Origin of the sequence: Pseudomonas sp. TH04, assembly GCF_016651355.1 — a bacterium.
In the GTDB taxonomy this organism is placed as follows: domain Bacteria; phylum Pseudomonadota; class Gammaproteobacteria; order Pseudomonadales; family Pseudomonadaceae; genus Aquipseudomonas; species Aquipseudomonas fluorescens.
In genome coordinates this window covers 5,473,242-5,486,798 of sequence record NZ_JAEKEA010000001.1, presented here as the reverse complement: position 1 = coordinate 5,486,798, position 13,557 = coordinate 5,473,242, and the positions used below count along the sequence as shown (strand labels likewise).

The 13,557-nt window shown below is 60.5% G+C and carries 16 protein-coding genes; 1 reads left to right on the top strand and 15 read right to left on the bottom strand.

Annotation, left to right across the window (positions count from 1 at the left end):
• Window positions 1-58 precede the first annotated feature (58 nt).
• The 4 genes from fliA to flhA form a co-directional block, all read right to left on the bottom strand.
• Entirely contained in the window at window positions 59-799 is a 741-nt protein-coding gene (fliA, locus tag JFT85_RS24705) for an RNA polymerase sigma factor FliA (RefSeq protein ID WP_053257288.1), read from the bottom strand.
• Window positions 796-1,629, bottom strand: a complete 834-nt coding sequence (fleN, locus tag JFT85_RS24700) for a flagellar synthesis regulator FleN (RefSeq protein ID WP_003192912.1) — start codon at window positions 1,627-1,629, stop codon at window positions 796-798. Before fleN ends, fliA begins: the two co-directional genes overlap by 4 nt.
• Window positions 1,630-1,736: 107 nt before the next feature.
• Complete coding sequence (gene flhF / locus JFT85_RS24695; RefSeq protein WP_053257289.1) at window positions 1,737-3,053, bottom strand: flagellar biosynthesis protein FlhF; 1,317 nt, start codon at window positions 3,051-3,053, stop codon at window positions 1,737-1,739.
• A gap of 11 nt (window positions 3,054-3,064) precedes the next feature.
• Entirely contained in the window at window positions 3,065-5,179 is a 2,115-nt protein-coding gene (gene flhA / locus JFT85_RS24690; protein ID WP_053257290.1) for a flagellar biosynthesis protein FlhA, read from the bottom strand.
• 420 nt (window positions 5,180-5,599) lie between these two features.
• Here flhA and JFT85_RS24685 point away from each other — a divergent pair, with 420 nt between their 5' ends.
• Complete coding sequence (locus JFT85_RS24685; protein ID WP_053257291.1) at window positions 5,600-5,860, top strand: DUF6124 family protein; 261 nt, start codon at window positions 5,600-5,602, stop codon at window positions 5,858-5,860.
• Window positions 5,861-5,914: 54 nt separating this feature from the next.
• Here JFT85_RS24685 and JFT85_RS24680 read toward each other — a convergent pair whose 3' ends face one another.
• From JFT85_RS24680 to JFT85_RS24630, 11 genes are all read right to left on the bottom strand, one after another.
• A complete protein-coding gene (locus tag JFT85_RS24680) occupies window positions 5,915-6,118 on the bottom strand; it encodes a cold-shock protein (protein WP_053257292.1) in 204 nt (67 codons plus the stop codon).
• Window positions 6,119-6,157: 39 nt separating this feature from the next.
• Entirely contained in the window at window positions 6,158-6,358 is a 201-nt protein-coding gene (locus tag JFT85_RS24675; RefSeq protein WP_053257293.1) for a cold shock domain-containing protein, read from the bottom strand.
• Between the two features lie 207 nt (window positions 6,359-6,565).
• Window positions 6,566-7,702: a flagellar biosynthesis protein FlhB gene (flhB, locus tag JFT85_RS24670; RefSeq protein WP_053257294.1), complete on the bottom strand. Its 1,137-nt coding sequence runs from the start codon at window positions 7,700-7,702 to the stop codon at window positions 6,566-6,568.
• Window positions 7,703-7,705: 3 nt separating this feature from the next.
• On the bottom strand, window positions 7,706-8,491 hold the full coding sequence (gene fliR, locus JFT85_RS24665) for a flagellar biosynthetic protein FliR (protein ID WP_053257295.1): 786 nt from the start codon (window positions 8,489-8,491) through the stop codon (window positions 7,706-7,708).
• Between the two features lie 4 nt (window positions 8,492-8,495).
• The gene (fliQ, locus tag JFT85_RS24660) at window positions 8,496-8,765 is read right to left on the bottom strand and encodes a flagellar biosynthesis protein FliQ (protein WP_003214552.1); all 270 of its coding nucleotides are present in this window, start codon (window positions 8,763-8,765) and stop codon (window positions 8,496-8,498) included.
• Window positions 8,766-8,769: 4 nt separating this feature from the next.
• Complete coding sequence (fliP, locus tag JFT85_RS24655; protein ID WP_053257296.1) at window positions 8,770-9,513, bottom strand: flagellar type III secretion system pore protein FliP; 744 nt, start codon at window positions 9,511-9,513, stop codon at window positions 8,770-8,772.
• Entirely contained in the window at window positions 9,513-9,953 is a 441-nt protein-coding gene (gene fliO, locus JFT85_RS24650; RefSeq protein ID WP_053257297.1) for a flagellar biosynthetic protein FliO, read from the bottom strand. Before fliO ends, fliP begins: the two co-directional genes overlap by 1 nt.
• 1 nt (window position 9,954) lies before the next feature.
• Window positions 9,955-10,422: a flagellar motor switch protein FliN gene (gene fliN, locus JFT85_RS24645; RefSeq protein ID WP_053257298.1), complete on the bottom strand. Its 468-nt coding sequence runs from the start codon at window positions 10,420-10,422 to the stop codon at window positions 9,955-9,957.
• Between the two features lie 46 nt (window positions 10,423-10,468).
• Window positions 10,469-11,437: a flagellar motor switch protein FliM gene (fliM, locus tag JFT85_RS24640; RefSeq protein ID WP_053257299.1), complete on the bottom strand. Its 969-nt coding sequence runs from the start codon at window positions 11,435-11,437 to the stop codon at window positions 10,469-10,471.
• Window positions 11,438-11,446: 9 nt separating this feature from the next.
• On the bottom strand, window positions 11,447-11,947 hold the full coding sequence (gene fliL, locus JFT85_RS24635; protein ID WP_201230597.1) for a flagellar basal body-associated protein FliL: 501 nt from the start codon (window positions 11,945-11,947) through the stop codon (window positions 11,447-11,449).
• Window positions 11,948-12,169: 222 nt separating this feature from the next.
• A complete protein-coding gene (locus tag JFT85_RS24630) occupies window positions 12,170-13,522 on the bottom strand; it encodes a flagellar hook-length control protein FliK (RefSeq protein ID WP_073639063.1) in 1,353 nt (450 codons plus the stop codon).
• Between the last annotated feature and the right edge of the window lie 35 nt (window positions 13,523-13,557).

The window sequence follows — 13,557 nt, the reverse complement described above, 5'->3', positions numbered from 1 at the left end:
CCCGCGAAAGGCTCTTCACCCTTCGCCTAATTGCGCTGCAGTATCCCCACACTGCCTGTCAGCGCGCGCGCCACTCTCCCAATCGCCCCCGCAAGCGGGCTGCGCACTGGCTATGCAGCTGGCTGACACGCGATTCGCTGACCCCCAGGACCTCACCGATTTCCTTGAGGTTCAGCTCTTCGTCGTAGTACAGCGCCAACACCAGTCGCTCACGCTCAGGCAAATTGGCAATCGCTTCCGCCAACGCACCCTGGAAACGTTCATCTTCCAGGTCGCGCGACGGTTCGAGATGTGCACTCGCGCCGTCCTCGTGCAGCCCTTCGTGTTCGCCGTCCTGCAACAGGTCGTCGAAACTGAACAGGCGGCTGCCCAAGGTATCGTTCAAAATCCCGTAGTAATCGTCGAGACTCAATTGGAGTTCGGCCGCAACTTCATGATCTTTAGCGTCACGACCGGTTTTTGCTTCAATTGCACGAATTGCGTCACTGACCATTCGCGTGTTGCGGTGTACCGAACGCGGCGCCCAATCCCCTTTACGCACTTCATCGAGCATCGCACCACGGATACGGATACCCGCGTACGTCTCGAAACTCGCACCTTTGCTCGCGTCGTATTTGGTCGACACTTCGAGCAGGCCGATCATACCGGCCTGGATAAGGTCTTCAACCTGCACACTGGCAGGCAGGCGCGCCAGCAAGTGATAGGCAATGCGCTTGACCAGGGGCGCATAGCGCTCGATCAATTCGCCCTGGCTGTCACGCGCCGAGTTTTTGTAAAGGTTATAGCCGCTGGCTGTCATAGCACCGGTCCTGCGCTCGTCTGATGCACCAATCGCTCGACGAAAAACTCCAGATGCCCACGCGGGTTGGCGGGCAACGGCCAAGTATCGACCTTCTGGGCAATTGCCTTGAACGCCAATGCGCACTTCGAACGAGGGAATGCTTCATAGACTGCACGCTGCTTTTGCACAGCCTTGCGCACACACTCGTCATAGGGAACTGCGCCGACGTATTGTAAGGCGACATCGAGGAAACGATCCGTGACCTTGGTCAACTTGGCGAACAGGTTTCGCCCTTCCTGCGGGCTTTGGGCCATGTTGGCCAGCACCCGGAAGCGGTTCATGCCGTAGTCACGATTGAGCAGTTTGATCAGGGCGTAGGCGTCGGTGATGGAGGTGGGCTCATCGCAGACCACCAGCAGCACTTCCTGGGCGGCGCGCACGAAGCTGACCACGGACTCGCCGATCCCGGCGGCGGTGTCGATCACCAGCACGTCGAGGTTGTCGCCGATGTCACTGAACGCCTGGATCAAGCCGGCGTGCTGCGCCGGGCTCAGATGCACCATGCTCTGGGTGCCCGAGGCCGCCGGCACGATGCGAATGCCACCGGGGCCTTGCAGCAGCACATCGCGCAGCTCGCAGCGGCCCTCGATCACATCGGCAAGGGTGTGTTTGGGTGTCAGCCCCAGCAGAACGTCGACGTTCGCCAGCCCCAGGTCAGCATCCAGCAGCATGACGCGACGGCCAAGCTCTGCCAGGGCCAGGGACAAATTCACTGACACGTTAGTTTTTCCGACGCCACCTTTGCCGCCGGTCACCGCGATCACCTGTACGGGATGCATGCTGCCCATTTTATTTCTTTACCTTGTCTTGCTTAGACGCAGGCTACATGGCTTGGCCGCGTGAATCGCTTGCAGACCATCGATGTAGATACTTTTCACGGTGTTCATCCTGCCCTTCAACCCACCCGTTTTGCGGGGTTGTGGTAAAGGTCGGCGAACATGTCGGCCATCGCTTCCTCGCTAGGCTCTTCTTGCATTTGCACGCTGACAGCACGGCTGACCAACTGATGACGGCGCGGCAGATGTAAATCATCCGGGATCCGCGGCCCGTCGGTCAGGTAGGCAACCGGTAATTCATGACTGATAGCCAGGCTCAACACTTCACCCAGGCTCGCAGTTTCGTCGAGCTTGGTCAGAATGCAACCCGCCAGGCCGCAACGTTTGTAGCTGTGGTAGGCAGCGGTAAGAACCTGTTTCTGGCTGGTGGTTGCAAGCACCAGGTAATTTTTTGACTTGATGCCACGTCCCGCCAGGCTTTCCAACTGCATGCGCAATGCCGGGTCACTGGCTTGCAGGCCAGCCGTGTCGATCAGCACCACGCGCTTGCGCAGCAACGGGTCGAGCGCATTGGCCAGGGACTGGCCTGCGTCGACGTGGGTCACCGACACGTTGAGGATACGGCCCAGGGTCTTAAGCTGTTCCTGAGCGCCAATACGGTAGCTGTCCATGCTCACCAGCGCGATATTCTGCGCGCCGTACTTGAGCACATAACGCGCGGCCAGCTTGGCCAGGGTGGTGGTCTTGCCCATGCCGGCCGGGCCGACCATGGCGATCACACCGCCCTCTTCCAGCGGTTCGATTTCCGGGGTGGCGATCATGCGTGCCAGGTGCGCCAGCAACATGCGCCAGGCCTGGCGAGGTTCTTCGACTTCAGCGGTCAGTGCCAACAGGTCGCGGGACAACGGGCCGGACAGGCCGATACGTTGCAGGCGACGCCACAGGTTGGCCTGGTGCGGTTTGCTGCCTTGCAGTTGGTTCCAGGCCAGCGAGCCCAGCTGCACTTCGAGCAGCTCACGCAGGCCATTGAGTTCAAAGCGCATCGAATCAAACACGCGCTGGTCAACTGCAGCAGCCGGGGCTGGCGCGGCAGGACGCGGCGGTTCTTTGAACGTCGGCTCAACCAGCGGTTCGGCGGCGGTCAGCGGCAGGCCGGCGAACAACTGGCGACTGTTGCTGGAGTCGCTGTCGCCACGCATGCTCAGCTCAGCCTGGGCCGAGACAATCCGCGAAGCGGTCTTGCGCAGCTCGTCCTCAAGTTCCATGTTCGGTACGCGCGGCGCCAGCGCCGAGGGGGTGTAATCCAGGGCAGCCGTCAGCTCGACGCCGCCGGCAATACGACGGTTTCCGATAATCGCGGCATCGGCGCCCAGCTCATCACGTACCAGTTTCATGGCCTGACGCATATCGGCGGCGAAAAAACGCTTAACTTGCATATCCCACTACCTCAGCCGTTGGGCCCTACTGTCGCGACAATAGTCACTTGCTTGTTGTCAGGAATTTCCTGATAAGCCAAAACGTGCAAATTCGGCACTGCCAGACGTCCAAACCGCGACAACATCGCTCGGACCGGGCCCGCCACCAGCAGAATCACCGGGTGACCCGCCATTTCCTGACGCTGTGCGGCTTCGATCAACGAACGCTGCAGTTTTTCAGCCATGCTTGGCTCCAGCAGAACGCCCTCTTCCTGGCCTTGTCCTGCCTTCTGAATACTATTGAGCAATATTTGTTCCAACCTTGGCTCCAAGGTGATAACAGGCAGCTCAGACTCAACCCCTACAATGCTTTGCACGATTGCACGGGACAACCCGACGCGCACCGCGGCCACCAAAGCGGCAGTATCTTGACTCTTGGCGGCATTGTTTGCGATGGCCTCGGCGATGCTGCGAATGTCGCGCACCGGCACCTGTTCGGCGAGCAATGCCTGCAACACCTTGAGCAACTGCGACAGCGACAGCACGCCGGGCACCAGCTCTTCGGCCAATTTTGGCGAGGCTTTGGCCAGCAAACCCATCAATTGCTGGACTTCCTCGTGGCCGATCAGCTCGTGGGAGTGCTTGTAGAGGATCTGGTTAAGGTGGGTAGCGACCACGGTGCTGGCGTCGACCACGGTGTAACCTAACGACTGCGCCTGGCTGCGCTGGCTGACTTCGATCCACACCGCTTCCAGGCCAAAAGCCGGATCTTTGGCGGTTATGCCGTTGAGCGTGCCGAAGACCTGGCCGGGGTTGATCGCCAGTTCGCGGTCGGGGTAAATCTCCGCTTCAGCGAGGATCACACCCATCAGCGTCAGGCGATAGGCGCTGGGCGCCAGGTCGAGGTTGTCGCGGATATGCACGGTGGGCATCAGGAAGCCCAGGTCCTGGGACAGCTTCTTGCGCACACCCTTGATCCGCGCGAGCAGTTGGCCACCCTGGTTACGGTCGACCAGCGGGATCAGGCGGTAGCCGACTTCCAGGCCGATCATGTCGATCGGGGTCACGTCATCCCAGCCAAGCTCCTTGGTTTCCTGGGCGCGGGCCGGCGACGGCAACAGCTCCTGCTGGCGCGCGATTTCCTGCTGGGCCTGGACCTTGACCTGGTTTTGCTTGCGCCAGAACAGGTAAGCGCCACCAGCGGCCATGGCCGCCATGCTCAGGAACGACACGTGCGGCATGCCAGGCACGATGCCCATGATCGCCATGATGCCCGCCGCCACGGCCAGCGCCTTGGGCGAAGCAAACATCTGCCGACTGATCTGCTTGCCCATGTCTTCGGAGCCCGAAGCACGGGTCACCATGATGGCTGCAGCTGTAGATAACAACAGTGATGGCAATTGCGCCACTAAACCGTCACCGATGGTCAGCAAGGCGTACACCTTGCCCGCATCGCCGAAGGTCATGCCGTGCTGGAAGATGCCCACCGCCATGCCGCCGATCAAGTTGATGAACAGAATCAGCAGGCCGGCGATGGCGTCACCGCGCACAAATTTGCTGGCACCGTCCATGGAACCGTAGAACTCGGCTTCCTGGGCCACTTCCAGGCGACGGGATTTGGCTTGGTTCTGGTCGATCAGGCCGGCGTTGAGGTCGGCGTCGATCGCCATCTGTTTGCCGGGCATGGCGTCGAGGGTAAAGCGTGCGCTCACCTCGGAAATCCGCCCGGCGCCCTTGGTTACCACCACGAAGTTGATGATCATCAGGATCGCGAACACCACGATACCCACCACGTAGTTACCGCCAATCACCACTTCACCGAAGGCCTGGATCACCTTACCGGCGGCGGCGTGGCCGTCCTGACCATGAAGCATCACCACCCGCGTGGACGCCACGTTCAGCGCCAGGCGCAGCAGGGTCGCGATCAGCAGGATGGTCGGGAATACCGCAAAGTCCAGCGGCCGCAGCGCATACACGCAGACCAGCAGCACCACGACAGACAGGGCAATGTTGAACGTGAAGAAGACGTCGAGCAGGAACGGCGGCATCGGCAACATCATCATTGCCAGCATCACCAGCAACAGCAACGGCACACCCAGATTGCCCCGCGACAGGTCAGTCAGGGTGCCACGGGCCGTGCTGAGCATTTGAGAGCGATCTACCACCGGTATTCCTCGTGTTCCTTGAAGCAAAGTTTTGACGCTGGAGAGCGTCCTGAAGGCGGTATTGCAAGAAGCCTTCCAACTTTTGCTCTGAGGCTCAGATGAGCGCAAAAGCGACCGCGCTTAGCGGGGGTAAATCCATCCAAATGTGGGAGCGAGCTTGCTCCCGAAGGCGCTGGTTCAGCGAGTACATTGCCGACTGACACAGCGCCTTCGCGAGCAAGCCCGCTCCCACATTTGGATCTGTGTGAACTCGCCGCCACTGACGAGATTTCCGGCAGGGTTTTAAGGTTGCCCCTAGGAAACGCGCTCTCTAGTCTCCGTACACCGCTGCAAATGCAGTGGTCGGGCGTCGCGGCTCGCAATATCAAGGAGAACTCTTATTCCTTTCCAAGGAGCGACGCCATGTCCAAAACCACACAAAATTCCCCCACCGCGCTCTTCACCGTCATCGACGGCATCAGCACCGAAGACCTGCTGGTCAACCTCACCGAAACCCTGGCGTCCGCCCACGCGCTGGCCTGCGACTTCGCCTTTGATCTGGAAGGGTCGCGGCGAGAAGGCGCACTGGGCATTGCGCAGTTGATTGAGGTATCGCGGTTGTTGGCTGAGCGAGCGCTGGATGACATGGGGCCGCCGCCCGAGTCAGAACCCGGCAAATTCTAGGCAGAACATCAGATAAGAGATCGTTCCCGCAGGTGGGAACGATCAAGTGAATCTTCACGCAACGCGCACATTCACAGCCTGGGGCCCTTTCAGGCCTTTCTCAACCTCGAACTCCACTTTTTGGTTCTCCGTGAGCGTCTTGAACCCGTCGCCCTGAATTGCCGAAAAGTGGACGAACACTTCAGCGCCGTTATCGTCCTGAGTAATAAAACCAAACCCCTTACTGTCGTTAAACCACTTAACAGTACCTGTCGCCATTGCCGCCCTCCTGAACTCTGGTTCGACGCCCCAGGGTCGCTAGATAATTGTGATGTTGGACGCAAAAACACCTGCGGGACGATGGATCCTCGCAAATCTCACCCGCTGCCCCGTTTTCAGCAAAATTCCGGCCGTACTCTTGAGATCGACCAGCACCGGCTCGCCACCGTCATCAAGGGCAATCACGCCTTGTCCGTTTTTTCGGCAATAAGATTTGATCGTACCTGTTACCGCTTCCATCACTGCTCCCTCTGCATCTCTTACAACCTGTACGCAGTGTGGTGCTATGAAACCGCGGGAAGGCAGCGCTGACTACTGTCAGAGTTGACAGGTAGACGGAGGTTGGCGACGGGTGGTAGCGGAGGGAGCGACGAAAGTATCGTGCCGATCAGGTCTTTTTGTGACCAGCGGGCTAGCCACAGGAAGCCGCTCACCACCGGCCCAAGATCAGGAATCGCGGCGCAAATCCGGCGGAATCGGCAGGTCTTTGAGCGGTTCTGGCCGCTTGCCCTTGCCAGCACGGTATTGGCGGATCTGATAGACGTAGGCCAGCACCTGCGCCACGGCCAGGTACAGCCCGGCGGGGATTTCCTGATCGAGGTCGGTGGAGTAGAAGATCGACCGCGCCAGTTCCGGCGACTCCAGCAACAAAATGTCGTTGGCCACGGCGATTTCGCGGATTTTCAGCGCGGTAAAATCGCTGCCCTTGGCCAGCAACATCGGCGCACCGCCCTTCTCCGGGTCGTACTTGAGCGCCACGGCGTAGTGGGTCGGGTTGGTGATGACCACGTCGGCATCCGGCACCGCCGCCATCATCTTGCGCTGGGACATTTCGCGCTGCAGTTGGCGAATCCGCTGTTTGACCTCAGGGCGACCTTCCTGGTCCTTGTGCTCGTCACGCACTTCCTGCTTGGTCATCAGCAGTTTCTTGTGGCTTTCCCACAGCTGGATCGGCGCATCCACGGCGGCGATGATGATCAGCCCGCAGGCCATCCACAGCGCGCTCCAGCCCACCACCTGCACGCTGTGAATGATCGCCGACTCCAGCGGCTCATGGGCAATGCGCAGCAAGTCGTCGATATCGGAGGACAACACCGTCAGCGCCACAAACAGGATCAGGATGAATTTCGCCAGCGCCTTGAGCAACTCCGCCAGCGCCTTGGCGGAGAACATGCGCTTGAGCCCGGGCCCAGGGTTCATCCGGCTGAACTTGGGCGCCATGCTGCCGGCGGCAAACAACCAGCCGCCGAGGGACACCGGCCCGATCAAGGCCGCCAGCAACAGCGTGATCAGCACCGGCTGCACCGCCAGGATCGCGATTTTGCCCGAGTGCAGCAGGTACTGGCCCATGGCGCCGGGGCTGAGCAGCACTTCGCGGGGCAGCGAGAAGTTGAGCTTCATCAACTCCATCATGTCCAGCGCCAAACCACCGCCGTAAATCAACAGGCCGCCGGCCCCGGCGAGCATCACGGCAAGGGTGTTGAGCTCCTTGGAGCGCGCAATCTCGCCCTTTTCCCTGGAGTCCTTTTTACGTTTCTCCGTGGGGTCTTCTGTTTTGTCCTGACCACTCTCGCTCTCGGCCATGGCTCAGCGCGCTCGTGCCAGGTCACGTAAGAACTGCAAGGCGTCGGTCGCCAGCGGTTGATACTGATTGAGAATGTCGGCCATGCCGACCCAGAAAATCCCCATGCCCAACACCAGGGTCAACGGGAAACCAATCGAGAAAATGTTCAGTTGCGGCGCCGCGCGGGTCATCACGCCGAAGGCAATGTTGACCACCAGCAGCGCAGTGATCGCCGGCAATACCAGCAACAACGAGGCGCCCAGCACCCAACTCATGCGTCCGACCAATTCCCAGAAGTGACTGACCACCAACCCCGAGCCCACCGGCAAGGTCGTGAAGCTTTCGGTCAGCACCTCGAACACCACCAGGTGGCCATTCATCGCCAGGAAGATCAAGGTCACCAGCATGGTCAGAAACTGCCCGATCACTGCCACCGACACGCCGTTGGTGGGGTCGACCATGGACGCGAAGCCCATGCCCATCTGGATCGAGATGATTTGCCCGGCGATCACAAACGCCTGGAAGAACAACGTCAACGAGAAGCCCAGCAGCGCACCGATCAGGATCTGCTCGGCAATCAGCAGCAACGCACTGAGGTCCAGGGCATTCACCGGCGGCATCGGCGGCAGGCCGGGCACGATCACCACGGTGATGGCAAAGGCGAAATACAAACGGATACGCCGCGGAACCAGCGTCGTGCCGAACACCGGCATGGTCATCAGCACCGCCGTGACGCGGAACATTGGCAAGATGAAAGACGCCACCCACGTGCTGATCTGGGTGTCGGTCAATGCCAGCACAGATTGCATGGGGTCAGCCGATCAACTGCGGAATACTGCCGTACAACTGCAGGATGTATTCCATGAAGGTTTGCACCAGCCACGGGCCGGCGACAATCAGGGTGATCAGCATCACCAGCAAACGCGGGAGGAAGCTCAAGGTTTGTTCGTTGATCTGCGTCGCGGCCTGGAACATCGCCACCAGCAGGCCGACCAACAGGCTCGGCACCACCAGCACGGCGACCATCATAGTGGTCAGCCACAACGCTTCACGGAACAGGTCGACCGCTACTTCTGGGGTCATTGGCCTACACTCCGCCGAAACTGCTGGCCAGCGTGCCGATAATCAGCGCCCAGCCGTCCACCAGCACAAACAGCATGATCTTGAACGGCAACGAAATAATCAGCGGCGACAGCATCATCATGCCCATGGCCATCAGCACGCTCGCCACCACCAGGTCGATGATCAGGAACGGAATAAAGATCATGAAGCCGATCTGGAACGCGGTTTTCAATTCTGAGGTGACGAACGCCGGCACCAGGATGGTCAGCGGCGCCTGATCCGGCGTAGCGATGTCGGTGCGTTTGGACAACCGCATGAACAGCTCAAGGTCGCTGGAGCGGGTTTGCGACAGCATGAAGTCCTTGATCGGGCCCTGAGCCTTGTCGATCGCGTCCTGCGCGGTGAGTTTTTCCGCCAGATACGGTTGCAGCGCTTGCTGGTTCACCTTGTCGAACACCGGCGCCATGATGAACAGCGTCAAAAACAGCGCCATGCCGGTGAGGATCTGGTTCGACGGCGTCTGTTGCAGGCCGAGGGCCTGACGCAAAATCGAAAATACGATGATGATCCGCGTGAAGCTGGTCATCAGCATGACAAACGCCGGAATAAAACTCAGCGCGGTCATGATCAGCAGGATCTGCAGGCTGACCGAATATTCCTGGGCGCCGGCGGCGTTGGTGCCCAGCGTGATTGCCGGGATCGACAACGGGTCGGCCGCGAACGCCAGCGGCGCGGCCAGCAACAGCATGAGCGTCAATAAAACGCGCATTACTTCTTATCCTTCTGATCCTTGCCCAGCAACTCCATCAGGCGCTGGGCGAATTCTGGCGTGGCGGCCTCGGTCCTGGCCACTTCAACCGGCGACTTGAGCACGTGCAACGGCGTGATGCGGCCAGGCGTGATGCCGAGCAAAATCTGCTCCTCGCCGACTTGCACCAGCACCAGCCGGTCACGCGGGCCGAGGGCGCGCGAGCCGATCATCTCGATCACCTGGCCATTACCCGGGCCGATGCGCTGTACGCGGCGCATCAGCCAGGCCAGCACAAAAATCAACCCGACCACCAGCAACAGGCCCAGTACCAGCTGGGTCAACTGCCCGCCGATGCCACTGCTGACCACGGGCGCCGCAGCCGCCGCTTGCGCGACCGGCTCAGCCGCCAGGGCGCTCAATGGCAGCGCCAGAAACAGTCCCGCCAGCGAATACTTCATATCAGCGCAACTTCTTGATGCGTTCGCTCGGGCTGATCACGTCCGTCAGGCGGATGCCGAACTTTTCGTTGACCACCACCACCTCGCCATGGGCGATCAGCGTGCCGTTGACCAGCACGTCCAATGGCTCACCGGCCAGGCGGTCGAGCTCGATCACCGAACCCTGGTTGAGTTGCAGCAGGTTACGGATGTTGATTTCGGTGCTGCCGACTTCCATGGAAATCGATACCGGAATGTCGAGGATCACATCCAGGTTCGGGCCGTCGAGGGTCACCGGGTCGTTGTTCTTCGGCACGCTGCCGAATTCTTCCATGGGCAAGCGTTTGCCGGCCGGTGCACTGGCGGCGTCGGCGGCCAGCAGCGCGTCGATATCGTCCTGGCCAACATCGCCGGTTTCTTCCAGGGCCGCAGCCCACTCGTCAGCCAGGGCCTGGTCTTCGGCGGAAGTATTTTCGTGTTCGGTAGCCATTACATGTCCTCGGCGGAGCAAACATTCATCAATAAATAGGGGCGGATCAGCGACGGTTGATCGGCTCGATCACTTGCAACGCCAGGTTGCCCTTGTGGGAGCCGAGCTTGACCTTGAACGACGGCACGCCATTGGCGCGCATGATCAGCTCTTCCGGCAATTCCACCGGAATCACGTCGCCCGGCTGCATGTGCAAAATATCGCGCAAACGCAGCTGGCGACGGGCCACGGTGGCGCTCAAAGGTACGTCGACGTCGAGCAGGTCTTCGCGCAGCGCCTTGACCCAGCGCTCGTCCTGGTCGTCCAGGTCGGACTGGAAACCGGCGTCGAGCATCTCGCGCACCGGTTCGATCATTGAGTACGGCATGGTCACGTGCAGGTCGCCGCCACCGCCATCGAGTTCGATGTGAAAGGTGGACACCACAATCGCTTCGCTGGGGCCGACGATGTTGGCCATGGCCGGGTTCACTTCCGAGTTGATGTACTCGAAATTGACTTCCATGATCGCCTGCCAGGCTTCCTTCAAGTCGATGAAGGCTTGCTCGAGCACCATGCGCACGACGCGCAATTCGGTCGGGGTGAATTCACGGCCTTCAATCTTCGCGTGACGGCCGTCGCCGCCAAAGAAGTTGTCCACCAGCTTGAACACCAGTTTGGCGTCGAGGATGAACAGTGCGGTACCGCGCAACGGCTTGATCTTGACCAGGTTGAGGCTGGTCGGCACGTACAGCGAGTGCACGTACTCGCCGAACTTCATCACCTGCACACCGCCCACCGCCACGTCCGCCGAACGGCGCAGCATGTTGAACATGCTGATACGGGTGTAACGGGCGAAACGCTCGTTGATCATTTCCAGGGTCGGCATGCGTCCGCGGACGATACGATCCTGGCTGGTGAGGTCATAACTTTTGACACTGCCAGGTTCAGCACTCAGTTCGGTCTGTACCAGACCATCGTCGACGCCATGCAACAGCGCGTCAATTTCATCCTGGGACAGCAGGTCTTGCACGGCCATCTCGTGATCCTACTGCAATACGAAGTTAGTGAAGAGCGCCTGCTCGACCACGACTTTGCCAAGCTCTTTCTGGGCCACTTCCTGCACGCTGGCAGTGACCTTCTGGCGCAGCATTTCCTGGCCGACCGGCGTGGCCAGGCTTTCGAAGCTCTGCCCGGAGAACAGCATCACCAGGTTGTTGCGGATCACCGGCATGTGCACCTTGAGGGCATCCAGGTCCGCCTGGTTACGCGCCAGCAAGGTGATACTCACCTGAAGGTAGCGTTGACGGCCATTCTGGTTGAAATTGGCGACAAAGGCCGGGAGCATCGGTTCGAAGATTGCCGGTTGTTTGGCGTTGGTGGCAGTTTCAGCGGCAGGGGGCGGTTTGCTTGCACTGCTGTGCATGATGTACCAGGTACCGCCCACCGACGCGCCGATGGCCAGGAGCAGGCCCAGCACAATCAGCAGGATAAGCTTGAGCTTGCCCTTGCTTGCGGGTGGTGTTGCTGCGTCGTCGCTCTTCGCCATGCCAATAATCCGTCACTATTCGGGGATTCGTAGATCTACGGAAAGGCAAGAGCAAGTGTTATGCCAGAGTTGTCAGCTGATCGGGGATAGATGCAACACCACAGGTCCCTGTGGGAGCGGGCTTGCTCGCGAATGCGGTGGGTCAGTCGATGAATCCTTTGACTGACATTGCGCTTTCGCGAGCAAGCCCGCTCCCACATTTAAAGCTGCGAGGGGCTGGAATCAGGCGTAGTAATCAACGGCACTGGAGCCGACGATGGTCTGGGTCACTGGCGCAACTGCCGCAGCCACTTCAGCATGCTCACCCGCGTCACCACCCTCACCACGCCCGCCACTGCCGCTTATGCCGCGAGCCTGGTTCTGCTGCTGTTGCTCCTGCCCTTGCCCCTGCCATCCACGGGATTGATCGGAGACGTTGACGTCGACCTGCCCCATGCCCTGCTGGGCAAACATTTCGCGCAAACGCCCGGACTGGCTTTCCAGCGCTTCACGCACCACCGCATGGCCACTCATAAAGGTGACCTGGGCCTGCTGGTCCGCCGTCATGTTGACCTTGATATCCAGGCGCCCCAGCTCGGCCGGCTGCAACTGGATCTCTGCCGATTTGAGGTTGGCGCTGGACAGGTACATCACACGGTTGACCACCTCCTCGGTCCAGCCGCTCTGGTGCATGGCCAGCGGCGCATTGGCCACGGGTGGCAAGGCATTCGCGGTTTTCGGCGTGGCGGCCTGGGTCAGCGCGGCCAAGCGGTTGGCGAAGTCATCGACACGGGTATCACTGCTGGCGTCTTTCAAATCCTTGAGGCCACCGTCGATCAGCCCGCTGAAGGCTTTGTCGCCGCCTTGGTCAGTGCTGTCCTTGGTGGCTTGCTGGTCAACCATAGTCGCAAGGCCGGCAGCAAAATTCTGCGCAGAGGTCAGCGGGTCCTGAGTCGTCGGCGCGGTTTTCTGCGGCGTCTGGCTGCTGGCCGAGACGTGACCGCCCTGCTCCATGGCCAGGCGCACGGCCGGCATCGAATCCAGTGGGTCGGCCGCAGGGTCGAACGCAGGTTGCTTGGCCTCATCCGTGGCTGCAACCGGTGCCGCGACGACGGGCTGGGCATTCTCGTCCTGAGCGGCCACCGGCGCCGGCGTTTGCACGGGGGCAGGCACGACAACGGGGACGACCGTGGCCATCAATGCCGGATCAACGACGGGATCAACCGGAGGTTGCTGCGCCACGGACGGGTCGCTGGGTTTGTCGTCTTGATTGCTGGCACTGCTGCCGCTGTCGGAGCTGGCGGCCGGCTTGGCAGGCAAGGTATTGCCGCTATCGGCAACGGCCGGCGAGCTGACGGCAGGTTTATCGTTACCCGTCACAGGCTTGGTGCTGGTGTCGGAAGACTTGTCGCGCATGGGTTTGGCCGGTGCGACGTCGACCTTCGGCGTCGGTTTGGCAGCTTGGTTGGCAAACACTTGAGCGAAGCCAGGGCCCTTGTCCCGTGGGTCCGCAGCCGCTACCGAGGGGGCGGCGGCAGGCGCTTGAGGCTTGGCCGCTGGGGCAGCCTGAAGGAGCGAATTCTGGGCGACTGGCATAGTTAAAGGTCTCCACTGCATTGGGGGTCGGGGAT

Bases quoted from the DNA above. Each gene is read 5' to 3' on its own strand.
- fliA (WP_053257288.1), bottom strand. From the start codon at position 799: ATGACAGCCAGCGGCTATAACCTTTACAAAAACTCGGCGCGTGACAGC.
- fleN (WP_003192912.1), bottom strand. From the start codon at position 1,629: ATGGGCAGCATGCATCCCGTACAGGTGATCGCGGTGACCGGCGGCAAA.
- flhF (WP_053257289.1), bottom strand. From the start codon at position 3,053: ATGCAAGTTAAGCGTTTTTTCGCCGCCGATATGCGTCAGGCCATGAAA.
- flhA (WP_053257290.1), bottom strand. From the start codon at position 5,179: ATGCTCAGCACGGCCCGTGGCACCCTGACTGACCTGTCGCGGGGCAAT.
- JFT85_RS24685 (WP_053257291.1), top strand. From the start codon at position 5,600: ATGTCCAAAACCACACAAAATTCCCCCACCGCGCTCTTCACCGTCATC.
- JFT85_RS24680 (WP_053257292.1), bottom strand. From the start codon at position 6,118: ATGGCGACAGGTACTGTTAAGTGGTTTAACGACAGTAAGGGGTTTGGT.
- JFT85_RS24675 (WP_053257293.1), bottom strand. From the start codon at position 6,358: ATGGAAGCGGTAACAGGTACGATCAAATCTTATTGCCGAAAAAACGGA.
- flhB (WP_053257294.1), bottom strand. From the start codon at position 7,702: ATGGCCGAGAGCGAGAGTGGTCAGGACAAAACAGAAGACCCCACGGAG.
- fliR (WP_053257295.1), bottom strand. From the start codon at position 8,491: ATGCAATCTGTGCTGGCATTGACCGACACCCAGATCAGCACGTGGGTG.
- fliQ (WP_003214552.1), bottom strand. From the start codon at position 8,765: ATGACCCCAGAAGTAGCGGTCGACCTGTTCCGTGAAGCGTTGTGGCTG.
- fliP (WP_053257296.1), bottom strand. From the start codon at position 9,513: ATGCGCGTTTTATTGACGCTCATGCTGTTGCTGGCCGCGCCGCTGGCG.
- fliO (WP_053257297.1), bottom strand. From the start codon at position 9,953: ATGAAGTATTCGCTGGCGGGACTGTTTCTGGCGCTGCCATTGAGCGCC.
- fliN (WP_053257298.1), bottom strand. From the start codon at position 10,422: ATGGCTACCGAACACGAAAATACTTCCGCCGAAGACCAGGCCCTGGCT.
- fliM (WP_053257299.1), bottom strand. From the start codon at position 11,437: ATGGCCGTGCAAGACCTGCTGTCCCAGGATGAAATTGACGCGCTGTTG.
- fliL (WP_201230597.1), bottom strand. From the start codon at position 11,947: ATGGCGAAGAGCGACGACGCAGCAACACCACCCGCAAGCAAGGGCAAG.
- JFT85_RS24630 (WP_073639063.1), bottom strand. From the start codon at position 13,522: ATGCCAGTCGCCCAGAATTCGCTCCTTCAGGCTGCCCCAGCGGCCAAG.